A 25077-nucleotide genomic window follows, 5' to 3' on the forward strand; every position below is an offset into this window, starting at 1 on the left:
CATGGTTTTGAAGCCCCGGCTTCATTTAGTTTGGTTTGGTTAGCCTGACCCGACCTGACCCGACCTGACCCGACCTGACTTGGCGGCTTGGCTTAGCGTAGCTCTAAGGCCAGACAGCTGACCAGCCTGGTTCTCGCCTACCGTCTCGCTTATCCCACCCAAGCTGGCTGCGCCTGGCGCGTAGTCTGGCTTACCAGCCGCCCCAGCGGGCCGCCAACGCCGAGAGCACGGCGATGCCCGCGGTTTCCGTGCGCAACACGCGCGGCCCGAGACCGACCGCAGTAAATCCATGATCGGTTGCAGCGGCTTCTTCCGCAGCGGAAAAACCGCCTTCCGGGCCGACCAGCACGGTCACTCGCCCAAACGGCGGATTGGCGGGCAGCGCCGAAAAGCTGATGCTGGCGCGCGGCGACAGCAGAATGCGCATTTCCCCGACTTCAGGCGTGCGCGGCAGCGCGCCGAGCCACGTGGCGATCTCGCGCACCGGCATCACTTCCGGCAGGCGATTGCGCCCGCACTGTTCGCACGATGCCCGCACGATGCCCTGCCAGTGCACGTGACGCCGCTGCGCGCGGTCGCCGGAAAGACGCACGACGCTGCGCGTGGTGGTCAACGGCACGAACGACGAGGCCCCAAGTTCGACCGCCTTCTCGATGAGCCAGTCCATCTTGTCCCCGCCGGCAATGCCCTGCGCGAGGGTGAGGTGATATGGCGCTTCCACCTCAATATTGCGGAATTCGTGAATTCTCACCTTGGCCGAGCGGCGTTCGACTTCGACGAGTTCGGCGCTGTATTCGCCGCCTTCGCCGTTGAAAAGCACGATCGAATCGCCGGGCTGCAAACGCAGCACGAGGATGTGGCGCATGACGTCATCGGGCAACTGCATGATGTCGTCGGGCTTGAGAGGCGTACCGACGAAGAAGCGAGGCATCAGAAAAATACTCATTGGTTCAGGAAAGGTGGCGAGCGAGCGCCCAACGGTAGCCGTCCAGATCTTCGACCTGGGCAAACCGGTCGCCCCAGAACTGATCCTGTGGCTCGCTCAACGATTTTGCGCCGGCGGCTAGCGCCCGCGTGTAAACCGCGTCGACATCGTCGACATAGACATAGAACGATTGCGGCGCAATCGCGCCCGCGCTTTTCGGTGTTTTCGCCGCCGAGCCGAACGCGCCTTCAGGCGCGAACATCACGATCAGCTGGCCTTGGTAAGTCATCTCGACGTGCATGACGACACCATCGTCCTGGACGCTGTCACGCACCTCGAAACCGAATGCCGCTTCGAAGAACGCGGTCGCGGCACGTGCGTCTCGCACCGTCAGATAGGGGGTCAACCAGGGCACACCGGCTGGGCGGGAGGCGGTCATGGGGTTCTCCGGATCTATTGAGGTTGCGGGATGCATGCTGCGAGGCCAGGCGGGCGGTCGCGTATCGATACGCCGATAGCGCGCGCCGACCGAACCGTGCATTTTGCCCACGCGTTAGCTTGATGGCTTTAAGAATTGACTTAGTTTATCGCGCACGGAGCGGGATGCCGAGAACAGTCCCGCGTGCAGTGCCGGGTCGTAGTGCTTCAACGAGTCGATCTGGCGCGCGGCAATACGCTCGGCGAGCGCTTCGACGCTGAGGGCTGCGGGGTCGAGTGTGTCGCTGGCGGTCGCCATCATCCAGAGCGAGCCGTAGAGCGGAACGAAGGTGTGCATCGTGCGCACGAAGGCGAATGTGTCGCGTAGATCGTCGAGCAGGCCAGCGACGCGCTGCGGCTGGAAATAGGGAGAACCGAGATGCAACGAGAGCGCGGCGGTCGGTCTCATGACGCGCTTGAGCTGGATGTAGAAGTCCGGTGTATACAGCCCCGCAGCGGGGGAATCCGGCGGCGTCAGGTCGAAGACGACGAGATCAAACTGCGCGGTGGCTGTGGCGGCAGCTCCCGCGACGAAATGCGCGGCATCGCCGATCACCAGTTCGACACGCGGATCGTCGAAAGCGCCGCCGTGGACCTCGGGCAGATACTCGCGGGTCATGCGTACGACTTCGGCATCGAGCTCCGCCACCACGATCCGCTCGATGCTGGGGTGCTTGAGCAATTGCCGCGCGGCGCCGCCATCGCCGCCGCCCAGCACCAGCGCTGTCCGCGGCGCTGGATGCGCCAGCGCGGCCGGATGCACCATGCATTCGTGGTAAATGAATTCGTCGCCGATGGCGGTCATCGGGCGACCGTCGAGCGTGAATAGCCGGCCGAGCTGCGGCGTATCCCACACCTCGATCTGCTGGTACGGCGAACTCACGCTCGCAAGGCGGCGCGCGTGCTCAAAGCCGTAGACGGCGTCGTGACTCGGGTGGAACAACAGGGAAGCGCTCATGAGGGCGGGCTCCGTGCGGAGCACAGTGGCACATTGAGACAGTGAATCGAGGTTGCCCGATTGTAAAGGGCAGACGCTCCGCGCGCCGCAGCCGTCGCGTCGAGCCGCGTTGCCAGTCGGCGCTGCCGGACTGCAGTACCAGGGGGCGTTCCGAGCGGGCCGCGGTCAACGTTCTGTTAGAATGTGACGCTTTCAGCCTTGTCCGTTTGCTCTGCCCGTTTCGCGTCTCGTGGCGCCGCACCGTGCGCCGCAGTGGACTGGCATTCGAGCATCCGGTCCTCAAGCGCGCACCGCTTTCTGACTCTGTCTCCGGACTCGACATGACGACCCCGTCTCCCGCACCCACTTCCCTGATGGCCAACGCAATCCGCGCGTTGTCCATGGATGCCGTTCAAAAAGCGAATTCCGGTCACCCGGGCATGCCGATGGGCATGGCCGAAATCGGCGTGGCTTTGTGGTCGCGTCATCTGCGCCACAATCCGAAGAACCCGCAGTGGGCCGATCGCGACCGTTTCATTCTGTCGAACGGCCATGGCTCGATGCTGCTGTACTCGCTGCTGCACCTGACCGGCTACGACCTGCCGATCGAAGAGCTGAAGAATTTCCGCCAGATGCATTCGAAGACGCCGGGTCACCCGGAATACGGCATCACGCCGGGCGTCGAAACCACCACGGGCCCGCTCGGCCAGGGCCTCGCGAATGCAGTCGGCATGGCGCTCGCCGAATCGCTGCTCGCCACCGAATTCAACAAACCTGACGCGAAGATCGTCGACCATCACACGTATGTGTTCGTCGGCGACGGCTGCCTGATGGAAGGCATCTCGCACGAAGCCTGCTCGCTCGCGGGCGTGCTGAAGCTGAACAAGCTGATCGCGTTCTACGACGACAACGGCATCTCGATCGACGGCGAAGTAGTCCACTGGTTCCACGACGACACCCCGAAGCGCTTCGAAGCGTACGGCTGGAACGTGATCCCGAACGTGGTCGGCCACGACGTCGACGCGGTCGACGCTGCGATCAAGCAAGCGAAGCAGTCGGACAAGCCCACGCTGATCTGTTGCAAGACCGTGATCGGCGAAGGCGCGCCGACCAAGGCCGGCAGCCACGATTCGCACGGCGCGCCGCTCGGCGACAAGGAAATCGCGGCGACGCGCGAAAAGATCGGCTGGAAGTGGGAGCCGTTCGTGATCCCGCAGGAAGTCTACGCAGCGTGGGACGCGAAGGAAGCCGGCGCACGTAACGAATCCGACTGGGACAAGGCGTTTGCAGCGTACGCGGCCAAATACCCGCAGGAAGCCGCTGAATTCAAGCGCCGCGATGCGAAGCAATTGCCCGCCGACTGGAAGGAAAAGGCGAAAGCCATCATCGCCGGCGCGAACGAACGGGCGGAAACCGTCGCGACGCGCAAGGCATCGCAACAAGCTATCGAAGGTTTGTCGGCCGTGCTGCCGGAACTGCTCGGCGGTTCCGCCGATCTGACCGGGTCGAATCTGACCAACTGGAAGGCCGCCAAGCCGGTGCGTGTGAACGCTGAAGGCAAGGCCGCCGGCAACTACGTGAACTACGGTGTGCGCGAGTTCGGCATGAGCGCCGCGATTAACGGCATCGCGCTGCACGGCGGCTTCAAGGCCTTCGGCGGCACGTTCCTGACATTCTCGGACTACAGCCGCAATGCATTGCGCGTGGCCGCGCTGATGAAAGCACCGTCGATCTTCGTGTTCACGCACGACTCGATCGGCCTCGGCGAAGACGGCCCGACTCACCAGTCGATCGAACACGTCGCGAGCCTGCGTCTGATCCCGAATCTGCAAGTGTGGCGCCCGGCCGATACGGTCGAAACGGCGGTGGCCTGGACCCACGCGGTCGAGCATCACGGCCCGTCGTGCCTGATCTTCAGCCGTCAGAACCTGCCGTTCTCGGAACGTACTGACGCGCAGATCGCCAACATCGATAAGGGCGGTTACATGCTGCGCGACTGGAACGACGAGATCGTCGCGCGCAAGATCATCCTGATCGCCACCGGTTCGGAAGTCGAACTGGCGTTGAACGCGGTCGAGCCGCTGGCTCGCGAAGGCATCGCGGCACGTGTCGTGTCGATGCCGTCGACCACCGTGTTCGACAAGCAGGACGCCGAATACCGCGAACGCGTCTTGCCGCACGGCGTGCGCCGTGTTGCGATCGAAGCGGGTGTCACGGATTTCTGGCGCAAGTACGTGGGTCTGGAAGGCGGCGTGGTCGGCATCGACACGTTCGGCGAATCGGCCCCGGCTGGCGTACTGTTCAAGCATTTCGGCTTCACCGTCGAGCACGTTGTAGAGACGGCTAAAGCCGCACTCGGCTGATCTGCGTTTGAGGCTGCCGCGCGTACCCCACGCGCGGCAAGCCCGGCAAATCAGACCAACATGGACGATTTTTTTCAGCCATCAGGAGATAGACCATGACGATTCGCGTCGCAATCAACGGCTACGGCCGGATCGGCCGCAACACGCTGCGCGCCTTCTATGAAAACGGCAAGAAGCACGATATCGAAATCGTCGCCATCAACGATCTTGGCGATGCCAACACCAACGCTCACCTGACGCAATACGATACGGCGCACGGCAAGTTTCCGGGCGAAGTGTCGGTGGACGGCGACTACCTCGTCGTCAACGGCGACAAGATCCGCGTGCTGGCTAACCGCAACCCGGCAGAACTGCCGTGGGGCGAGCTGAACGTCGACGTGGTGATGGAATGCACGGGCTTTTTCACGACCAAGGAAAAGGCTAGCGCGCACATCAAGGGTGGCGCAAAGAAGGTCATCATCTCGGCGCCGGGCGGTAAGGACGTCGACGCAACGATCGTCTACGGCGTGAACCACAATGTGCTGAAGGCATCGGACACGGTGATCTCGAACGCATCGTGCACGACCAACTGCCTGGCACCGATGGTCAAGCCGCTGAACGACAAGATCGGCCTCGTGAACGGTTTGATGACCACGATTCACGCGTACACGAACGACCAGGTTCTGACGGACGTGTATCACGAAGACCTGCGCCGCGCGCGTTCGGCCACGCATAGCCAGATCCCGACCAAGACCGGTGCTGCATCGGCGGTGGGTCTCGTGTTGCCGGAACTGAACGGCAAGCTGGACGGTTACGCGATTCGCGTCCCGACGATCAACGTGTCGATCGTCGACCTGTCGTTCATCGCCGCGCGCGACACGACGGTCGAGGAAGTCAACGCGATCATGAAGGAAGCGTCGGAAGGCGCGCTCAAGGGCATCCTCGGCTACAACACGGCGCCGCTGGTCTCGATCGATTTCAACCACAACCCGGCTTCGTCGACGTTCGACGCAACGCTGACCAAGGTCTCGGGCCGTCTGGTGAAGGTGTCGAGCTGGTACGACAACGAGTGGGGCTTCTCGAACCGCATGCTGGACACGGCTGTGGCGCTGGCTAACGCGAAGTAAGCTTCTGCTGGATCCGTATGCCTCTCCTGCCGGCTTTGGGCGGGCGGCATACGGTCAGAGGCAACGGCAAAAAAACCGCTCTTCGGAGCGGTTTTTTTTTATGCCAGCGGCGTCGGGAAATAGACACCGGCGCGCTGCGCGGCATTCGAAATATGGGTTTCGATTGCCTTGCCCGCCGCCGCGGAATCACGCGCCTTGAGCGCGTCGAGAATCGCGCGATGCTCGGTGTACGTCGAGAGCACCAGTTCACGCCGGTAAAACGGCATCCGTTGACTTTCCTTCATGATTTCCGCGCTGCTGCTCAGGATCGACTCGATCGCCGCGTTGCCGGCAATGCTAACGATCCGCATGTGGAAGTCGTAGTCGAGGCGGGCAGCTTCGTCGAGTTCGTCGCAGGCGAGCGCTGTTTGCATGGCCGCGATGTTGTTTTCGAACCAGGCAAGGTCGGAATCGCTGACGGCCAGCGCCGCCATGCGCGCAATGAAGCCTTCCAGCGCGAAACGCATCTGATACGTATCCGGCAGCGACGACTGCTCGGCGAAACGCCACGATTGCGCGGCGGCAGCCTGCGCACTTTCCACGTAGACGCCCTTGCCGGGGCGAATCATCAGTAGACCGAGCGCTTCGAGTGTCGAGAGCGCCTCGCGCAAGGACGCGCGGCTGATCGCCAGTTCTTCAGAAAGCTGACGTTGCGCCGGCAGCAAACTGCCTACCGGATAAACACCCGCTTCGATCCGTTCGCGGATGGTCGCGATGGCGGCGTCAGTGACGGTATGCGGGACGTTTTTCATCGTGGCTCACTTGAGTGCGCGGTCTGACCAGCATTGTAATACGCGTTCTGGACGCTCGTATGAGGAGCCGTTTTACCCACGTAATCCAACCTCAAAACGGTTAAAAAACAGCGGGTAAACGCTATTTAATGAATCCTTGACGCCAGTATATCGGCTTCCTACTATTCGAGATAACAGTACTGGTCGGACCAGTCTGAACAGATGCGAATCGTAACCAGGAGGAAGCCGTGTTGAAATTCTTCAATTCACTGTTTGGCCGGGTCGTCATAGCGCTGGTGGCGGGCATTGTGATCGGTGCCGTGTTCCCGCATTTCGCGCAGTCGCTGCGCCCGCTCGGCGACGGCTTTCTCAAGCTGATCAAGATGGTGATTGGCCCGATCGTCTTCTGCGTGGTGGTGAGCGGCATGGCGCATGCCGGCGACCTGCGCAAAGTCGGCCGCGTGGGTCTCAAGGCGGTGGTCTACTTCGAGGTCATGACAACGATCGCGCTTGTGATCGGCGCGGTGCTGGCCTATGCGACACGGCCTGGCGTCGGCATGAACATCGACCTGCATTCGCTCGACCCCGCTTCGCTGTCGACCTACACGGAAAACGCGAAGAGCCTCAAGGACACGGCCGGCTTTCTACTGAAGATCATCCCCGACACGGCGATCAACGCATTCGCGACCGGCGACATCCTGCAAATTCTCGTGTTTTCGGTGCTGTTCGGCTCGGCGCTCTCGCTGCTGGGCAATAAGGCGCAGCGCGTCAGCAGCCTGATCGACGAACTCTCGCAGGTGTTTTTCCGCGTGATGGGTTTCATCATCAAGCTCGCGCCGCTCGGTGTGCTCGGTGCGATCGCATTCACAACCGGCACGTACGGCGTCGAGTCGCTCAAGCAACTCGGCATGCTGGTGCTGGTGTTCTACGCGAGCTGCTTTGTGTTCGTGGCGGTCGTGCTCGGCGTCGTGATGCGTCTGGCGGGCTTCAGTATCTTCAAGCTGATCCGCTATCTGCGCGAAGAGCTGTCGATCGTGCTCGGCACGGCTTCATCCGACGCCGTCCTGCCGCAGATCATGCGCAAGCTCGAATGGATGGGCGTCAAGGATTCGACCGTCGGGCTGGTGATTCCGACCGGCTACTCCTTCAATCTGGACGGCTTCTCCATCTATCTGACGCTCGCGGTGATCTTCATCGCGCAGGCTACCAATACGCCGCTGTCGATCCACGATCTGATCGTGGTGGTGCTGGTGTCGCTGGTGACCTCGAAGGGCGCGCACGGCATTCCCGGCTCGGCGATCGTGATTCTGGCCGCGACGTTATCCGCGATTCCGGCGATTCCCGTGCTCGGCCTCGTGCTGATTCTGCCGGTCGACTGGTTCGTCGGCATTGCCCGCGCGTTGACTAACCTGATCGGCAATTGCGTGGCGACCGTGGTGGTCGCCGTGTGGGAAAACGATATCGACCGGGCGCGCGCGCATCGCGTGCTGAACCGGGACGAAGCATTGCGTTATGTGCCCGCAGGCGAAGACGCGAGCACCGAGCCCATTGCTGGCGAGCACGTGCCGGCCGTTTGATCAGAGCAGTCCGAGACGCCGCTGCCTGATGCGGGCGCTTCTGAACCGGCGCCCCAGAACCAGCGCCCCGATGCTGGTGCTTCGGAACCAGCACCGCAGAACCAGCACCGCAGAACCAGCACCGCAGAACCAGCACTCCGATGCCGGCGCTTCACAACCAGCGCCCCAAAAGCAACAGTCCGATGCCGCTGCTTCAGAATCGGCAGTCCAATCCAGCGCGCCGAAGCGGCGCGCGCTTTGCCCCGGCAGATGCGTTGACTCCGCCGGCTCTTCCTCACTTTTCGTCGCCTGACCAAGACCATGGCTAATCCGATCCTCGACCCCAACGCTCCCGCATTCACCCGTCGCTACATGAACCTCGCCGACCCGCGTCTGGGCGCGCAGGCGCTCTACGCGAGCGATGAATTCTTCGCGCCGAAAGAGCGCATGCTCGAGCCGCAGCCGGCGGTGTTCATCCCCGGCAAGTACGACGACCACGGCAAATGGATGGACGGCTGGGAGACGCGCCGCAAGCGCACCACCGGCCACGACTATTGCGTGATACGGCTCGCGCGGCCGGGCGTCGTGCATGGTGTCGATCTGGACACGAGCCACTTCACCGGCAATTTCCCGCCGGCCGCGTCGATCGACGCGTGTTACGTAGACGGCGACGCTCCCCCCGACAATGCCGACTGGCAAACGCTCGTGCCGGCCACCACGCTGCGGGGCAACCGCCACCATTACGTCGAAGTAAGCGATGCCCGCGCGTTTACCCATCTGCGCGTGAATCTGTATCCGGACGGCGGTCTCGCGCGCCTGCGCGTGTACGGCCAGCCGAAGCGCGCTTGGGAACGCGTCGAGCGCGGCACGCTGCTGGATCTCGCCGCGATCGAAAATGGCGCGTACCTCGTCGCTGCGAACAACGAGCATTTCGGGCCGGCCTCGCAGATGCTGATGCCGGGCCGCGGCGTCGATATGGGCGACGGCTGGGAAACGCGGCGTCGTCGCGAGCCGGGCAACGACTGGGCGATCGTCGCGCTCGCACGGCCGGGCGTGATTCGCAAGATCGAAGTGGATACGGCGCACTTCAAGGGCAACTACCCCGACCGCTGTTCGTTGCAGGCGGCCTCGGTAACGGGCGGCACGGACGATTCGCTCATTACGCAGGCGATGTTCTGGCCGGTGCTGCTCGGTGAACAGAAGCTGCGGATGGACCACGTGCACAGCTTCGCGGACGACATCGCGCCGCTCGGACCGGTGACGCACGTGCGTTTCAATATCTTCCCGGACGGCGGCGTGTCACGCCTGCGTTTGTGGGGCGAGATCGTATAACGGAGTCACGTCGATGAAGACATTGCAGATGGAACGTCTGACGCGCGCGGCTTTCGCGCCGTTCGGCGAGCTCATGGAACTGGACGGCGCGCGTCATTTTCCGATCAACGGTGGCACGACCGAGCGCTATCACGACCTCGCGAACGTCGACGTGACGGAGAACGGCGGCCGGCCGCTGATCAATCTGTTTCGGGCGCAGCCGCACGCGCTGCCAATCGAAATCACAATGATGGAACGGCATTCGCTGGGCAGTCAGGCTTTCATTCCCTTGACGGCGCGCCGCTATCTGGTGGTCGTGGCTCCGCCGGGCGAGTTCGATCCGGCGCGGATGCGAGCGTTCTGGAGCGACGGCTGGCAGGGCGTCAACTACGCGAAAGGCGTTTGGCACCATCCGCTGCTCGCGCTCGATCAGGTGAGCGATTTTGTCGTGGTGGATCGAGGTGGCGAGCAGCCTGATTGCGACGAATTATCGCTGGCCGAGCCGTGGCGGCTCGAATTCGAAGCGAGCGTCGAGTTGGCGTGAAACGCCGAAGTCGCCACGCAGCGGCAATACGCCACATGCAAGTCTGTTCGGACAACTCGATCAGCTTGACCGCGCTCGCGATGCCCGGCACCGATCGGCCCGCTCGCGGACCGACGCGTCGGCATCGAGGCTAGCGTACCCGCGCGGCCCCAGCGTCGCGCATAAAAAAACCCGGCCGATTTTCGTCGACCGGGTTTCCTGTAGCCCACCGAACCGCGCACCCCGACGCGGCCGGCAGCGCACCAATTCCGCATTAATGCTTGCGATGCGGACAATTCTCCTTGGTACAGACGCCGTACAGCGCCAACGCATGTTCCTGCAGCTTGAAGCCGCGTTCCTTCGCGATGGATTGCTGGCGGCTCTCGATCTCGGAGTCGAAAAACTCTTCGACGAGCCCGCAATCGAGGCAGACGAGGTGGTCGTGATGCGACCCTTCGTTCAGTTCGAACACCGCCTTGCCCGATTCGAAATTGCTGCGCGAGAGCAGGCCCGCCTGCTCGAACTGCGTCAGCACCCGATACACGGTTGCGAGACCGATATCGAGTTCCTCGTGCAACAGGTTGCGGTAGACGTCTTCTGCGGTCAGATGGCGCACTGGGCTATGCTGGAAAATCTCAAGGATTTTGAGGCGCGGAAGGGTCGCCTTGAGCCCGATATTCTTGAGATCGGTTGGATTGGTCATGACAAGGGATCCCTAGAGTACAATGCTGGGCTCTCATAGTAATGTGTTTTTGCCGTTCTGGTCATCTTCGATGGAATGAAACTCGCGCGGCTCGTCAGCGGGCCCGCACGGTGAGTGAAATGATTTCAAAATCTCAATTGATCTACCGGGGGAGCCGCATGCGGGGTACCTTGATCGCTGTTGCGACTGTCGCGGTTCTTGCCGGATGTTCCACTTACGACAGCCTGACGCAGCGCGTTGCCCAAAGCATTACGCCGTATCGTATTACGGTTGTGCAAGGCAATTTCGTCTCGAAAGAAGCGGCTGCACAATTGCAGGTCGGCATGTCGCGCGCGCAGGTGAGGCAGTTGCTCGGCACGCCGCTTTTGACCGACATGTTCCACGCGGACCGCTGGGACTACGTGTTCTATTTCAAGCGCGGCTCGACTAACGTCGTGCAACAGCGCGATCTCGTGATCATGTTCGCGGGCGACCGCCTCTCGAGCTGGACGGGTGGGGAAGATCTGCCGTCCAACCTCGAGTTGCTGGCGGAAATCGACGGCGACAAGCTTGGCAAGAAGGCCGCCGTGCCGAACGTGGCAAGTGCTGCAACGGGTGCCAGCGCGCCGATAGCTGCGGTGCCGGCTGCCGTTGACACCACGCGCTCGCCGTCCGTCGATGGCGCCGCCGCAGCGGCCGTACCGTCCACGGATGCCAACGCTGAAGCCGCGCAAGCCGCCAATCGGCTGACCAACGCTGTGCAAACGCCGTCGGGCGGGCAGTCACCGGTGCGCGCCACCGCGCCGACCGCCAACGGTGGCGGTATTCCGTCGCAAGGCCCAACGTCTGCCGGTCAGCCGCAGTTCCAGTTCCATCGTCCGCCACCGCCGCAAGCGCCGGGCACGCCTGACACTCCGGTGGGACCGACGGGCCCGCAAAGCAGCACTGGCGGCCCGACGCTGAACGCACCGTTGACCGCTGCTCCCGCAACTTCGGGAACGGGCGGCTAATCGAGCTGTCGGCGTATTAACAAGGGCCCTTGATAGGGGCCCTTCGCAGGCACGGCGTACGGATAACGCGCCGTGCTTGTCAGGCTTTCTGCAGTCCAGTCAGTGCGGCGCCCGGGTGTGCTGCCCCCGCCGCCGCTTTTGCCCGCATTTGCCGGGTGTTGCCTTTTCGAACCCTCGTAGCCATGAAAATTGCCATTGCTGGCGCATCGGGCCGTATGGGCCGGATGCTCATCGAAACCGTCCTCAACGAATCCGGCGCCACGCTATCCGGCGCGCTCGACCGTGCGGGCGCCCCGCAACTCGGTCAGGACGCCGGTGCGTTTCTCGGCAAACAGACGGGCGTGCTGATGACGGACGACATCGACCGTGTGTTCGCCGAATCCGACTACCTGATCGATTTCACGCGCCCCGAAGGCACGCTGATGCATCTGGAAGCCGCGCAGCGTCATAACGTCAAAATGGTGATCGGCACGACCGGTTTCGACAACGAGCAGAAAGCGCAACTGCGAGCGGCCGCGAACAAGATCGCGATCATGTTTTCGTCGAACATGAGCGTGGGCGTCAATGTCACGCTGAAGCTGCTCGAATACGCCGCGAAGCATTTCGCCACCGGCTACGACATCGAAATCATCGAGGCGCATCACCGCCACAAGGTCGACGCGCCGTCCGGCACCGCGCTGACCATGGGCGAAGTGATCGCCCACGCGCTCGGCCGCAATCTCGAGGATTGCGCGGTCTACAGCCGTGAAGGCGTGACCGGCGAACGCGATCCGTCCACGATCGGCTTCTCGGCGATTCGCGGCGGCGACATCGTCGGCGACCATACGGTGCTGTTTGCCGGCATCGGCGAGCGCATCGAAATTACGCACAAATCGGCGAGCCGCCTGTCGTATGCGCAAGGCGCGCTTCGTGCTGTACGTTTCCTCGAGGGCCACAAGAACGGCTTCTTCGACATGCAGGACGTACTCGGCCTGCGGTGAGCGTAGTTCGGGGCTCGTTGCGGTCCCGCTTCGTTCCTTTGTAGCCCCCTGTAATCACTTTCCCACGGCGAGGTCAGATGGCAGGCAGCAGCGGCATCCTCCATTACCTGCAAACCAGTGACGCGATCACGCATGGCGTCGCGTACGTGCTGCTGGCTATGTCGATTGCGAGCTGGTGTTTTCTGATCGTCAAAAGCTGGATTCTCACGCGTGCCAAACGCCAGGCCGCGCCGGCGATTGCGCAGTTCTGGCAGGCGCCGACGTTGTCGGACGGCGTCGCGGCATTGAAGCGCGTGGACCGTGAACGCGTCTTCACGCCGCTAGCCGAGGCCGCGCTGCATGCAGCCGAAGTGGACATCCCCGGCGCGCTGCTCGCCCGCGTCGAGCGCGGCGAGCGGGTGTTGAGAGCGCTGCGTCAGGCGCTCAACGCGTCGCAGCGGCGGCTCGAGTTCGGCCAGGTGCTGCTGGCCTCGGTGGGCAGCACCGCGCCGTTCGTCGGCTTGCTCGGCACGGTTTGGGGCATCTATCACGCGCTCGGCAGCATCGCGGCGAGCGGTCAGGCGCAGATCGAAAACGTCGCGGGTCCGGTCGGCGAGGCGCTGATCATGACGGCATTCGGCCTCGTGGTCGCCATTCCCGCGGTGCTCGCTTATAACGTGCTTGGGCGGCTGGTGCGGCAGTTGTCGGAAGAACTCGACGGTTTCGCGCACGATCTGCATGCCTACGTGTGCGCGCCGGCGGATCAGGGCCGGCCGCAGCCGCAATCTCAGCCGCAGCCTCAGCAAGCCCAGGCCCGGACCTACTGAGCACCCGCAGAGTCTGGAAGACAGAAGGAGGCGATATGGCATTCGGCGGACTCGAGAAAAAGCAGACGGCCGCGCCAATGGCCGAGATCAACATGACGCCGTTGATCGATGTGATGCTCGTGCTGCTGGTGATTTTTATCATTACGGCGCCTTTATTCACGCACGCGATCCGGCTCGATCTGCCCAAGGTCGCGGCAGCGCCCGCGCGGCAAACGCCGCAAACCATTTCTCTTTCAATCGATGCTGCCGGCAAGCTGTACTGGAACGGCACTGTCATTACGCTGCAGCAGATGCGCGCGAAATTCGTGGAGGCAGGCAAAGCGGCGCAGGCCGATCAGCCTGAGATCCAGCTACGCGCCGAGCGCTCGACGCGCTACGAAGTCATCGCGCAGGTCATGGGCGCGGCGCAGCAGGCCGGCCTCGAGCGGATCGGCTTCGTGACCGACCCGCCGCCGCCGGCTGTGAAGCCCTAGCGGCGCTGCAGCCGCCGCGACGCGGCGCTCATTAAGCCGCCGCAGCACCCGGGTTGCGAGCGTGCGGTCATAGCGCTGCGCGGACGCAAACACGGACGGAGCCCGCCGCGCCGCGCTCGAGCCAGCGCATCTCGCCACGCGGCGCACCCGTCCGCGGACGGTATAATCAGCCCTTTCCCCCGCAGAAGGGGAAACGAAGCCATTTCATCCAGCAGAGCACCAGGCCCGGTGCGAAAGCACCGAACCCAGCGATCCCATCACACCATGCACGAAAAATACGTTCCCTCCGACGTCGAAGCCGCCGCGCAAGGGCAATGGCGCGCCATCGACGCGTACAAGACGACGGAAACCACCGACAAGCCCAAGTTCTATTGCGTCTCGATGCTGCCGTATCCGTCGGGCAAGCTGCACATGGGGCACGTGCGCAACTACACGATCAACGACGTGATGTACCGCTACCTGCGGATGAACGGCTACAACGTGCTGATGCCGATGGGGTGGGACGCGTTCGGCATGCCGGCGGAAAACGCGGCAATGGCCAACAACGTGCCGCCCGCGAAGTGGACCTACGACAACATCGCTTACATGAAGAAGCAGATGCAGTCCATGGGCCTCGCGATCGACTGGTCGCGCGAAGTCGCGACCTGCAGCCCGGATTACTACAAGTGGAACCAGTGGCTGTTCCTGAAGATGCTCGAAAAGGGCATTGCGTACAAGAAAACCGGCACCGTCAACTGGGACCCGGTCGATCAGACCGTGCTCGCCAACGAGCAGGTGATCGACGGCCGCGGCTGGCGTTCCGGCGCGCTGATCGAAAAGCGCGAAATCCCGATGTACTACATGCGCATCACGCAGTACGCGGATGAACTGCTGAACGACCTCGAAGGCCTCGGCTGGCCCGAGCGCGTCAAGATCATGCAGCAGAACTGGATCGGCAAGAGCTTCGGCGTGAATTTCGGTTTCCCGTATGAAATCGACGGCGAACAAAAACTGTTGCGCGTGTTCACCACGCGTGCCGACACGATCATGGGCGTGACGTTCTGCGCGGTCGCCGCCGAGCACCCGCTCGCTACGCGTCTCGCGCAAGACAAGCCGGAACTGCGGGCCTTCATCGAAGAATGCAAGCTCGGCGGCGTGGCGGAAGCCGACGTCGCGACGATGGAAAAGAAGGGCATGGGCACCGGCTTCTACGTCACGCATCCGCTGACGCAGGAACAGGTCGAAGTGTGGATCGGCAACTACGTGCTCATGAGCTACGGCGAGGGTGCCGTGATGGGCGTGCCCGCGCACGACGAGCGCGACTTCGCGTTCGTGAAGAAATACGATCTGCCGATCAGGCAGGTGGTCGCGGTTGAGGGCAAGGAATTCTCCACCGAAGCCTGGCAGGAATGGTACGGCGAGAAAACCGGCACGCTGATCAACAGCGGCAAGTACGACGGCCTCGCGTACGAGCAGGCGGTCGACCAGATCGCCGCCGACCTGAAGGAACTCGGCCTCGGCGACAAGCAGATCACGTGGCGTCTGCGTGACTGGGGCGTGTCGCGCCAGCGTTACTGGGGCACGCCGATCCCGATCATCCACTGCCCGACGTGCGGCGACGTGCCGGTGCCGGAAAAAGATCTGCCGGTCGTGCTGCCGGAAGACCTCGTGCCGGACGGCACGGGCAACCCGCTCGCCAAGTCCGAGGCGTTCGTGAATTGCACGTGCCCGACCTGCGGCGGCGCGGCGAAGCGCGAAACCGACACGATGGACACCTTCGTCGATTCGTCCTGGTACTTCTATCGCTATGCGTCGCCGGATGCGAAGACCATGGTCGACGAGCGCACCGATTACTGGGCGCCGATGGATCAGTACATCGGCGGTATCGAGCATGCGATTCTTCACCTCTTGTATTCGCGCTTCTGGGCCAAGGTCATGCGCGACATGGGTCTGGTCAAGTTCGGCGAGCCGGCCAAGAACCTGCTCACGCAGGGCATGGTACTCAACGAAACGTACTACCGCGAAAGCGAAGCGGGCAAGAAGACCTGGTACAACCCGGCCGACGTCACCGTCTCGTTCGACGACAAGGGCCGCCCGGTCGGCGCCGTGCTGAATTCGGACGGCCAGCCGGTGGTGCTCGGCGGCGTCGAAAAAATGTCGAAGTCGAAGAACAACGGCGTCGATCCGCAATTGCTGATCGATCAACACGGCGCGGATACCGCGCGTCTGTTCGTGATGTTCGCCGCACCGCCCGAGCAGCAGCTCGAATGGTCAGGTTCAGGCGTGGAAGGCGCGAGCCGCTTCCTGCGCCGCGTGTGGAATTTCGGTCACGCGAACGAAGCCGCGTTGCGCGCCGGCGGCAAGCTCGACGCCGCGACTTTCAGCGACGCCGATAAGGTGCTGCGTCGCGAGATCTACAGCGTGCTGAAGCAGGCCGACTTCGACTACCAGCGTTTGCAGTACAACACGGTGGTGTCGGCGTCGATGAAGATGCTCAACGCGCTCGACAGCGCGAAGGGCGCACAACCGGCGGTACTGCGCGAGACGTATAGCGTGATGCTGCGCGTGCTGTATCCGGTCGTGCCGCATCAGACGTTCCAGTTGTGGCAGGAACTCGGTTATGCCGACGAATTCGGCTCGCTGCTCGACGCCGCGTGGCCGAAGGTCGATGAACAGGCGCTGGAACAGGCCGAAATCGAACTCGTGCTGCAGGTGAACGGCAAGGTGCGCGGCGCGCTCACGGTGGCGAAAGATGCGACGCGTGAAGCGATCGAAAAGCTCGCCGCCGCTCATGAGGCGGTCGAGAAGTTCAGCGAAGGCAAGGCACCGAAGAAGATCGTCGTGGTGCCGGGGCGCCTCGTGAACGTGGTGGTTTGACAGCCCACCGAAACATGACAGCAGACAGGCGCCGCTGCGCGCGGCGGCGCTTGTCTCTCGCTGCGGAATCTACTGCGAACCAGGAGCCAATGTGACTCGCAGAATGTTATTGACGCTGGCGTGCAGCGTGTTGATGTTGTCCGCCTGCGGCTTCCAGTTGCGCGGCCAGCAGGACTACGCATTCAAACGACTCTATGTCTCCGGCGGTTCGGCTGCGGCCGGCGCGCGGCTCGCACGCATGGTGCAGGGCGGCAGCGACACGGTGGTGGTCACTTCCGTCGCGAATGCCGATGCAACGCTGCAGATCACCGAGGGTCGCGGCGTCAATACGCTCACGCTGAACTCGCTCGGTGTCGTCGAAGAGTATGCACTGAATCTGTCGATGACCTACACGCTGGTCGGCAAGGACGGCACAGTGCTGATTCCGTCGAGCGTGATCGCGCTAAACCGCGCGATGACCTATAGCGACCAGTTTTCACAAGCTAAGGCCGCTGAGGCCGACATCCTCTTCGCGGACATGGAAAACGACGCGATAGACCAGCTTACGCGCCGGTTGTCGCTGGTGCGCTCGCTGCATCCGGCGCCGGGTCAGCAGGTGCCGTCGGTGGCGCCGCGCGCGCCGTTGCCGCCGCCGCCGCTGTGAGCGTCGCATTGTGTCTTTGTTTCGCTTGCTGCATGTGCCTATGTACTCGCTCATGCAGCCCGTTAACCTCGCCGATCGGTAGCCATGCAACTGCGACTTGACGCGCTCGAAGCGCATCTCGCGAAGGGACTCGCCGGGCTGTACGTCGTGTACGGCGACGAGCATCTGCTCGCGCAGGAAGCGAGCGACCGGATTCGTGCGACGGCGCGCGCGGCCGGTTTTACCGATCGTTCGGTGTTTACGGTTGAGCGCGGCTTCGACTGGAGTTCGCTGCTTGGCGCGAGTCAATCGATGTCGCTGTTCGGCGACCGTCAACTGGTCGAATTGCGCATTCCTTCGGGTAAGCCCGGCAAGGAGGGCGCGGATGCGCTGAAGGCGCTCGCCGCCGCCGTCAATGACGATGTTCTGACGATGATCACGTTGCCGCGGCTCGATGCGGCTACGCAAAAGTCGGCGTGGTTTACCGCACTGGCCGATGCCGGCGTGGCGTTGAAAATCGATCCGGTCGAGCGTGCGCAGTTGCCGAATTGGGTGGGTCAACGGCTTGCCGCGCAGGGCCAGCGGGTCGTTGCCGGGGAAGAAGGGCGGCGCGCGCTGGCGTTCATCGCCGAGCGTGTTGAAGGCAATCTGCTGGCTGCGCATCAGGAAATCCAGAAGCTCGGGCTGCTGTATCCGGCTGGTTCGTTGAGCTTTGAACAGATTCAGGACGCGGTGCTGAACGTCGCTCGCTATGACGTTTTCAAGCTGAACGAAGCGATGCTGGCGGGTGACGTCGGTCGGCTCTCACGCATGCTCGACGGCTTGCGTGGCGAAGGCGAAGCTGCGGTGCTGGTGCTGTGGGCAGTGGTCGAAGAAGTGCGGACATTGTTGCGGATCAAGCGCGGTGTCGCGGCGGGCAAGCCGCTCGCGATGCTGGTGCGCGAGAACCGCGTGTGGGGGCCGCGTGAGCGGCTGATCGGGCCGGCGTTGTCGCGCGTCACTGAAGGCGCGCTGGAGAAAGCGCTGGCTCTGGCGGCGCGGCTGGATAGGCAGGTTAAAGGCTTGTCGGGCGGCACGCCGGGCAATCATCGCAACGATCCGCCGCCCGATCCGTGGGACGGTCTGTTTGAACTGGCCATGACGGTAGCTTCGCCAAAAGCAGCGCCCGTGCCGCCGCCACGACCTCGGGCCGGGGCGGTTGCGCCGACACGCAGACCGGGCTGATCTGGGCGCTCGAGGCAGCTAGAGTGGCTGCCTGAAGTGGCTGAAGTGCCTGAAGTGCCAGAAGTGCCAGAAGTGCCAGAAGTGCCAGAAGTGCCAGAAGTGCCAGAAGTGCCAGAAGTGGCTGGCCACGCTGACGAGGTCCCGACGCCGCTAAAGTCGTCCACGTGGCTGGTGAGGCCGGCATGTTGACGAGTGGCTGGCGAGCTTCTCCAATCAGCAGGCATGGAGACACGGCATGGTCGGCGCCAGTGCAATATCAGGCTCCGCACCGTCAGCAGCATCGGCGCCAAGGATCCCACCGCAGCCACTCCAGCCGCCACGACAAGCAAACCTCCGCCACCCGACTTACAATCTTTCGATCCTTCGCTAACTTTGCCTGTCCGCCGCACCTCGATGTGCGCGGCACCACGAGAATCACCATGGATATCGACCAGTACATGACCGACCTCGGCCGCCGCGCCCGCCACGCTTCGCGTGCGATGGCGCGGGCGTCGACGGCGGCGAAGAACGCCGCGCTCGCCGCAGTCGCTCACGGGATCGAACGCGATGCCGCGCTGCTGAAGGAAGCCAACGCGCGCGATGTAGCCCGTGCGCGCGACAAAGGTCTCGACGCCGCTTTCATCGACCGTCTGACGCTGTCGGACAAGGCGCTGAAGACGATGGTCGAAGGCCTGCGGCAAGTCGCCGCGCTGGCCGATCCGATCGGCGAGATCAGCAATCTGAAGTACCGGCCGAGCGGGATTCAGGTCGGCCAGATGCGTGTGCCGCTCGGCGTGATCGGCATCATCTACGAATCGCGTCCGAACGTAACGATCGACGCCGCCGCGCTGTGCCTGAAGTCGGGCAACGCGACGATTCTGCGTGGCGGCTCTGAAGCGCTGGAATGCAACACGGCATTGGCGAAGCTGATCGGCGAAGGACTGGAAGCCGCAGGTTTGCCGCAGGACGCCGTGCAAGTGGTGGCCACCTCGGACCGCGCCGCAGTCGGCAAGCTGATCACGATGACCGAATATGTCGACGTGATCGTGCCGCGCGGCGGGAAGAGCCTGATCGAGCGCTTAATGAACGAGGCGCGTGTGCCGATGATCAAGCACCTCGACGGCATCTGCCACGTGTATGTCGACGATCGCGCGGATCTGACCAAGGCGCTGACCGTTTGCGACAACGCGAAGACGCACCGCTACGGCACCTGCAACACGATGGAAACGCTGCTGGTCGCACGCGGCATCGCGGCTGAAGTGCTGCCGCCGTTGGGCAAGCTCTATCGCGATAAGGAAGTCGAATTGCGCGTGGACGCCGCGGCGCGCGCGGTGCTGGCCGACGCCGGGGTCGGCCAGCTCGTCGATGCTACCGAAGAAGACTGGCGCACCGAATATCTCGCGCCGGTGCTGGCGATCAAGGTGGTCGACGATCTCGACGCGGCGATCGACCACATCAACACATATAGCTCGAAGCACACCGACGCGATCGTCACCGAAGACCACGACCGTGCGATGCGCTTCTTGCGCGAAGTCGATTCGGCGAGCGTGATGGTCAATGCCTCGACGCGTTTCGCGGACGGCTTCGAATTCGGCCTCGGCGCGGAGATCGGCATTTCGAACGACAAGCTGCACGCGCGCGGACCGGTTGGGCTGGAAGGATTGACGTCCATGAAGTACGTCGTGCTTGGGCATGGCGAAGGCCGGCAATAAGTCGCCGTCGGCCGCGCATTTCATCGCGCACGCCGGAATAAGCGCCGTCGGCTGTGCGTTTAATCGCGAACGCCGCCGGGAAATGCGGCCGGCTACCTCTTTTCATTACGAACGCGCCGCCACGAGCGCTGATTTCCACGATACAAGTCGCAAGGACCGTTGATGCTTTGGGTAAAGACGTTTCACATCGTTCTGGTTGCTTCCTGGTTTGCCGGCCTGTTCTATCTGCCGCGCATCTTCGTCAATCTGGCAATGGAGACGGAACCCGCCGCCACGGCGCGATTGTTGACGATGGCCCGCAAGCTGTTCCGCTTCATGACGTTCATCGCGGTGCCGGCTTTGGCGTGCGGACTGTGGTTGTGGCTAGCGGTAGGAATCGGGCGGGGGCAGGGCTGGATTCACGCGAAGGTCGGCGTGGTGGTGTTGCTGATCATTTATCACGCGTACTGCGGTGTGCTGCTGCGGACGTTCGAACGCGGGGAGAATCGCCGGTCGGACAAGTGGTATCGGATGTTCAATGAATTGCCGGTGCTGGGGATGTTGGCGGCGGTGGCATTGGTGGTGATCAAGCCGTTCTAGAGGTAGCGACAACCCGACCGTTTCAATCAATCTATCAAGCCTTTTCATCCTCCCCCGGGGCGCGCGCGTCATTGCGGGGGATGCGATTCACAACGGGTATCCGCCGCCCGGGCGATATTTCGCCATTCTTTCCATTCGATTCGAGCCGTTGCGCGACCAACCTGCACGATTGCAAACCTGCGATTCGCGCTAACGGACGTTTTCTGATTTTTCAGTTTTAACCGTAGAAGTTTTCTCGCCTGTGTTCGCAGATCACGACATGCCAGGGCGTCCCTCGACCATACTGGGCCAGCCTTTTCCTTCAATTCAAAAGTCTTATAAGACTCCAGTAAAGTCCCAAAATGTCTGAAAGCAATGCGATTTCTTTAAGACTAATCCTATTGTTGGCGATATTCCCCTAATCCTAAAGTGACGTCCTCATCAGAAGGATGGATGCCAGTTGTCACGAATACTCCGTGGTACAGGCTGCGCGCCCGATCTTTCTGTAGGAAAGGGTGCGCACGGGAGACCGATGAGGCGCCGATCGCTATCAGGTATTCAAGGGTAAAGTCGTGAACAAGTCATATAAGACGGTATGGAATGAAGTCACTGGAACGTATGTCGCCGCATCCGAAGTGACGAAAGGTCGGGGCAAGACAAGCTTTGACAGCAAATCGGTGCTGATTGGGATGCTGGCGGCTGGTGCTGGGTTCGGGTCGGCGACGAGCGCCGCAGTAGCGGCTGTGCCCAACTCATTTGCGGTCGGCGTCCTGGGAACCGGCACGGCAAACTCCGCATGCATCTCTTCCGCGGACGGCGGGCAGATCGTCACCAACGCTGACTGCACCTCAGTCAACGGGGCGCGGCAGGCAGGGATAGTTTCCTACAACAGCAGCGGCAATCCGGGTGCGTATCTCACGGTGATTGATCCGAACACTGTTCTCATCGGTGCAGGTGGCGTCGACCAGTTGAAGATCACGAACAGTGGTCTCTTTGCGCTGAATACGCTCAACATGGGTGGCAAGCAGATCACGAAGATGGCGGCGGGCGCAGTGTCGGCGACGAGCACGGACGCGGTGAACGGTTCTCAGCTATTCAACTTGCAGACAACCGTAAATAATCTTCCTTATCTGAAGGCGGGCGGCAAGGGCGATGGCTCGGATCAGGCGACTGTTGGATATTATGCAGGCGACAACATTGCGATCGGTTCGAAGGCTCTGGCTGACACGGGCTTCCTTGGAGCCCAGTCGGATGTCGCACAGTATGGTCAAGGTGCGATCGCCATTGGTTCCAATGCTCGGGCGACAGGTGGTGGGAGCCAAGTGGGCTATGAAATAGCCATCGGGAGCAACGCGGCGGCTAACCTTCGGGGGAAATGCCAGCGCGAGTTCCTATTACACTTTGGCCGTGGGTATGGGCGCACAGTCTGGCGGTATCGAGAGTGTTGCCCTGGGTGCTATGACGAACGCCTCGGCATCGTCAGCGGTGGCGCTGGGTAGCCGCTCGGTGGCCGATCAGGCGAACACTGTTTCAGTGGGAAAGGTTGGCGCGGAGCGCCGGATCGTGAATGTTGCGGCAGGTACGCAAAGCACGGATGTAGTGAATCTGGGCCAACTCGGGGCTGCCGTCTCATCGCTCGGCGGCGGTGCGCAAGTGAACACGGACGGTTCGGTCGCCAGCCCGACCTACCACATGCTCGGCGGCACGCAAACCACGGTCGGCGGCGCGCTCGATGCGCTCAACACCAACCTGTCGTCGTTGCAGACGCAGATCGGCGATGGCAGCCTCGGTATGGTGACGCAGGATCAGACATCGCGTGACGTGCTGGTCGGCGCGACGACAGACGGCCTGCTGGTCAACATGGCCGGCACAGCGGGCAACCGCGTGGTGACAGGTGTGGCAGCCGGTGCGGTGAACGCGGCGAGCGTGGATGCGGTGAACGGCTCGCAACTGTTTGCGCATGCCGCCAGCACGGCGGCGGCATTAGGCGGTGGTTCTACCGTCAACGCGGACGGCACGGTTTCGGCGCCGAACTACAACGTGGGCGGCACGGCTGTGAACAGCGTCGGCGCCGCGCTTGGCAATATCGACGTCCGTGTGTCGCAGAACACCACCGATATCGCGAGCTTGCAGTCGATCGTCGGTTCGATGGGCAACGGTTCGGCGGCGAACGCGATGGTGTACGACACGTCGGCGCACAATCAGGTGACGCTGGGTGGCTCGGCCGATGCGGCGAAGGTGAAGTTGACCAATTTGCAGGATGCCGAACTGTCCGCGGCGAGCACAGATGCAGTGACCGGCGCGCAGTTGTGGAATACCAACCAGCAACTGTCCAGTTTGTCCCATACGGTGCAGAACCAGCAGCAAACCGGCAGCACCGCGATTTCCGTCAACGCAGGAAGTGCGCCGGCGGCAGTCGCTACCGGCAACAATGCCGTGGCGATCGGCGGCGGGGCGCAGGCAAGCGGTAACAACTCGGTGGCGATCGGTTCGGAGTCGGTGGCCGATCAGGCGAACACCGTCTCTGTGGGTTCGCAAGGCAACGAGCGTCGTATTACAAACGTCGCGGATGGCAAGGCTGCAACAGATGCCGTGAACATGCGTCAATTCCAGTCGGGCATCAATGATGTCGCACGCAATGCCTACGCCGGCGTCGCAGCCGCCACCGCGCTGACGATGATCCCGGAAGTCGATCCGGGCAAGACGCTGGCAGTCGGCGTCGCCGGGGCAAACTACAAGGGCTATCAGGCCGCGGCGATCGGCGCGTCAGCGCGGATCACGGCGAATCTGAAGATCAAGATGGGTGCGGGCATCAGTGGAAACAATACGACGGTTGGCGCCGGTGCTTCGTATCAGTGGTAAGCGTGTGACAGTGGTGAAAAGGCGCGGCGGTTGAGCCGCGCCTTTCCGCGGGCCGCAAGTTTGACCCGCTAGTAAAGAAAAAGGGCGGGCTCCCTTCGAGGAGCTCGTCCTTTTTTTGCGCGTGCGGTTGACGTACCGAACAGTGGATACGATTGCGCGGACACGTCGCACATCTTTCCCGAGCGACGCGTTGCCCTGCTACCGCTGCTGTCGCTACGAGAACGCATGTCGCTGCAAACGTCGGGCGTGCGACCAACCGCAAAACGTCCAGTGTGCGACCAACCGTAAACATCACGCGCCCGGCTCGATCCTTCTGCGAGTAATCACTTCCTTCGCCTGCGCCATCTTTTCGACAAGCTCAGGCCCCCGACTCAAAGCCACACCCACGGCAAGAATATCTCCGATCGCCAGATGCGAAACGCGTGAGGTCATCGGCGAAAAGATATCCGTGTCTTCGTCGACGTTGGCAAACAAGCCGACCGTAGCAAGCCGCGCCAACGGCGAATTGCCGTGCGTGATCGCAATCACCTTCGCGCCTGCCGCCAGCGCCGACTTCACCGCATCGACGATATCGCGCGTGCGACCGGTATTCGAAATCGCCACCACCACATCGCCTTCACCCAGCAGCGCCGCTGACATCAGAAACGTGTGCGGGTCCGAATACGCGACGCTCGGCATGCCCAGGCGAAAGAACTTGTGCTGCACATCCAGCGCCGCGATGCCCGAACCGCCCGCTCCGTAGAACTCAATGCGGCGCGCTTGCGACAGCAACGCAATCGCCGCCGCCACGCTATCTGACGAGAGATTGTTGCGCACCTGGATCAGCGCGCCGATGGTCCGATCGAGCACCTTCGCGGCGACGCCCGGCGCCGGCTCGTCCGGCCGCACGTCGCGGTAGACGGCGGGCACTTCCGCCGCGATCCCCTGCGCCAGCCGGATCTTGAACTCGCGAAAGCCCGAAAAGCCGAGCGCATGACAGAACCGCGCGATGGTCGGCTGACTGACACCGGCGCGCGCGGCCACTTCGGTCATCGACAAATCGAGCACTTCGCGTGGCGCTTCAATCACGTAATCGGCCAGCTTGCGCTCGGACGGGCGCAACTGTTCGCGCATCGCTTCCACCTGGGACAGCATCATCGGAAAACTCGCACTATGCTGAAGAATGCGTGGACTATATCTGATTGCTGAGGAAGCTACAAAAACTACATATCTACAGCTAGGTGTAATCCCTGGTTTAGACGTGTAGATCGCTAAGGCAAAGCCAGTAAGGCGATGCGGCCTTTCGAAGATGCCGCAGTGCAACAGGCGTCGTGATTGCGATCGTGTAGTTTTTCTACTAAGATTG

At 62.5% G+C, this 25077-nt stretch carries 21 protein-coding genes and 1 pseudogene; 16 read left to right on the forward strand and 6 right to left on the reverse strand.

Features of this window, described 5'->3' with window-relative positions; translation table 11 throughout:
- Nucleotides 1–190: 190 nt before the first annotated feature.
- The 3 genes from P0D84_RS02325 to speE all read right to left on the reverse strand — a co-directional run bounded on the left by P0D84_RS02325 (nucleotide 191) and on the right by speE (nucleotide 2360).
- Nucleotides 191–931, reverse strand: coding sequence for a 16S rRNA (uracil(1498)-N(3))-methyltransferase (locus tag P0D84_RS02325; protein WP_408332102.1), 741 nt, complete (start codon nucleotides 929–931; stop codon nucleotides 191–193).
- A gap of 19 nt (nucleotides 932–950) precedes the next feature.
- The gene (locus P0D84_RS02330) at nucleotides 951–1364 is read right to left on the reverse strand and encodes a VOC family protein (protein WP_054034519.1); all 414 of its coding nucleotides are present in this window, start codon (nucleotides 1362–1364) and stop codon (nucleotides 951–953) included.
- A 114-nt stretch (nucleotides 1365–1478) separates the two neighbouring features.
- Nucleotides 1479–2360, reverse strand: a complete 882-nt coding sequence (gene speE, locus P0D84_RS02335; protein ID WP_408332103.1) for a polyamine aminopropyltransferase — start codon at nucleotides 2358–2360, stop codon at nucleotides 1479–1481.
- A 320-nt stretch (nucleotides 2361–2680) separates the two neighbouring features.
- On the opposite strand from speE, the gene tkt reads away from it, so the two are divergent.
- Nucleotides 2681–4702 carry a transketolase gene (gene tkt, locus P0D84_RS02340; protein WP_408332105.1) on the forward strand — a complete coding sequence of 674 codons (2022 nt, stop codon included), beginning with the start codon at nucleotides 2681–2683 and terminating at the stop codon, nucleotides 4700–4702.
- A 95-nt stretch (nucleotides 4703–4797) separates the two neighbouring features.
- Nucleotides 4798–5808: a type I glyceraldehyde-3-phosphate dehydrogenase gene (gene gap, locus P0D84_RS02345; protein WP_408332107.1), complete on the forward strand. Its 1011-nt coding sequence runs from the start codon at nucleotides 4798–4800 to the stop codon at nucleotides 5806–5808.
- A gap of 98 nt (nucleotides 5809–5906) precedes the next feature.
- Here the strand turns inward: gap and P0D84_RS02350 are convergent, their stop codons facing one another.
- Nucleotides 5907–6599, reverse strand: coding sequence for a FadR/GntR family transcriptional regulator (locus P0D84_RS02350; RefSeq protein WP_408332109.1), 693 nt, complete (start codon nucleotides 6597–6599; stop codon nucleotides 5907–5909).
- A 227-nt stretch (nucleotides 6600–6826) separates the two neighbouring features.
- On the opposite strand from P0D84_RS02350, the gene P0D84_RS02355 reads away from it, so the two are divergent.
- The 3 genes from P0D84_RS02355 to P0D84_RS02365 all read left to right on the forward strand — a co-directional run bounded on the left by P0D84_RS02355 (nucleotide 6827) and on the right by P0D84_RS02365 (nucleotide 9989).
- Nucleotides 6827–8155 (forward strand): C4-dicarboxylate transporter DctA, encoded by a 1329-nt coding sequence (locus P0D84_RS02355; RefSeq protein WP_408332112.1) that lies wholly within the window; start codon nucleotides 6827–6829, stop codon nucleotides 8153–8155.
- Nucleotides 8156–8455: 300 nt separating this feature from the next.
- Nucleotides 8456–9466: an allantoicase gene (alc, locus tag P0D84_RS02360; RefSeq protein ID WP_408332114.1), complete on the forward strand. Its 1011-nt coding sequence runs from the start codon at nucleotides 8456–8458 to the stop codon at nucleotides 9464–9466.
- Nucleotides 9467–9479: 13 nt separating this feature from the next.
- The gene (locus tag P0D84_RS02365) at nucleotides 9480–9989 is read left to right on the forward strand and encodes an ureidoglycolate lyase (RefSeq protein WP_408332116.1); all 510 of its coding nucleotides are present in this window, start codon (nucleotides 9480–9482) and stop codon (nucleotides 9987–9989) included.
- Between the two features lie 253 nt (nucleotides 9990–10242).
- Here the strand turns inward: P0D84_RS02365 and fur are convergent, their stop codons facing one another.
- A complete protein-coding gene (fur, locus tag P0D84_RS02370) occupies nucleotides 10243–10671 on the reverse strand; it encodes a ferric iron uptake transcriptional regulator (protein ID WP_179734383.1) in 429 nt (142 codons plus the stop codon).
- 158 nt (nucleotides 10672–10829) lie between these two features.
- On the opposite strand from fur, the gene P0D84_RS02375 reads away from it, so the two are divergent.
- From P0D84_RS02375 to P0D84_RS02425, 11 genes and pseudogenes are all read left to right on the forward strand, one after another.
- Entirely contained in the window at nucleotides 10830–11660 is an 831-nt protein-coding gene (locus P0D84_RS02375; protein WP_408339622.1) for an outer membrane protein assembly factor BamE, read from the forward strand.
- Nucleotides 11661–11842: 182 nt separating this feature from the next.
- A complete protein-coding gene (gene dapB / locus P0D84_RS02380) occupies nucleotides 11843–12640 on the forward strand; it encodes a 4-hydroxy-tetrahydrodipicolinate reductase (RefSeq protein ID WP_408332118.1) in 798 nt (265 codons plus the stop codon).
- Nucleotides 12641–12717: 77 nt separating this feature from the next.
- Entirely contained in the window at nucleotides 12718–13446 is a 729-nt protein-coding gene (locus P0D84_RS02385; RefSeq protein ID WP_408332120.1) for a MotA/TolQ/ExbB proton channel family protein, read from the forward strand.
- 35 nt (nucleotides 13447–13481) lie between these two features.
- Nucleotides 13482–13919, forward strand: coding sequence for an ExbD/TolR family protein (locus tag P0D84_RS02390; protein WP_408332122.1), 438 nt, complete (start codon nucleotides 13482–13484; stop codon nucleotides 13917–13919).
- A 264-nt stretch (nucleotides 13920–14183) separates the two neighbouring features.
- Entirely contained in the window at nucleotides 14184–16775 is a 2592-nt protein-coding gene (leuS, locus tag P0D84_RS02395) for a leucine--tRNA ligase (RefSeq protein ID WP_408332124.1), read from the forward strand.
- Between the two features lie 91 nt (nucleotides 16776–16866).
- Nucleotides 16867–17418, forward strand: coding sequence for an LPS-assembly lipoprotein LptE (locus P0D84_RS02400; protein ID WP_408332126.1), 552 nt, complete (start codon nucleotides 16867–16869; stop codon nucleotides 17416–17418).
- An 84-nt stretch (nucleotides 17419–17502) separates the two neighbouring features.
- Nucleotides 17503–18621, forward strand: a complete 1119-nt coding sequence (holA, locus tag P0D84_RS02405) for a DNA polymerase III subunit delta (protein ID WP_408332128.1) — start codon at nucleotides 17503–17505, stop codon at nucleotides 18619–18621.
- A 419-nt stretch (nucleotides 18622–19040) separates the two neighbouring features.
- Complete coding sequence (locus P0D84_RS02410) at nucleotides 19041–20312, forward strand: glutamate-5-semialdehyde dehydrogenase (protein ID WP_408332130.1); 1272 nt, start codon at nucleotides 19041–19043, stop codon at nucleotides 20310–20312.
- Between the two features lie 162 nt (nucleotides 20313–20474).
- Nucleotides 20475–20891 (forward strand): CopD family protein, encoded by a 417-nt coding sequence (locus P0D84_RS02415; RefSeq protein ID WP_408332132.1) that lies wholly within the window; start codon nucleotides 20475–20477, stop codon nucleotides 20889–20891.
- A gap of 614 nt (nucleotides 20892–21505) precedes the next feature.
- Nucleotides 21506–22369, forward strand: coding sequence for a hypothetical protein (locus P0D84_RS02420; RefSeq protein WP_408339624.1), 864 nt, complete (start codon nucleotides 21506–21508; stop codon nucleotides 22367–22369).
- Nucleotides 22302–23732, forward strand: a pseudogene (locus P0D84_RS02425) (YadA family autotransporter adhesin); the annotation flags it as partial. The gene P0D84_RS02420 and the pseudogene P0D84_RS02425, both read left to right, overlap by 68 nt.
- A 291-nt stretch (nucleotides 23733–24023) precedes the next feature.
- Here P0D84_RS02425 and P0D84_RS02430 read toward each other — a convergent pair.
- Complete coding sequence (locus P0D84_RS02430; protein WP_408332134.1) at nucleotides 24024–24869, reverse strand: MurR/RpiR family transcriptional regulator; 846 nt, start codon at nucleotides 24867–24869, stop codon at nucleotides 24024–24026.
- Nucleotides 24870–25077: the final 208 nt, after the last annotated feature.

The organism is Paraburkholderia sp. RL17-337-BIB-A, assembly GCF_046025895.1.
GTDB classification, from domain to species: Bacteria; Pseudomonadota; Gammaproteobacteria; order Burkholderiales; family Burkholderiaceae; genus Paraburkholderia; species Paraburkholderia fungorum_C.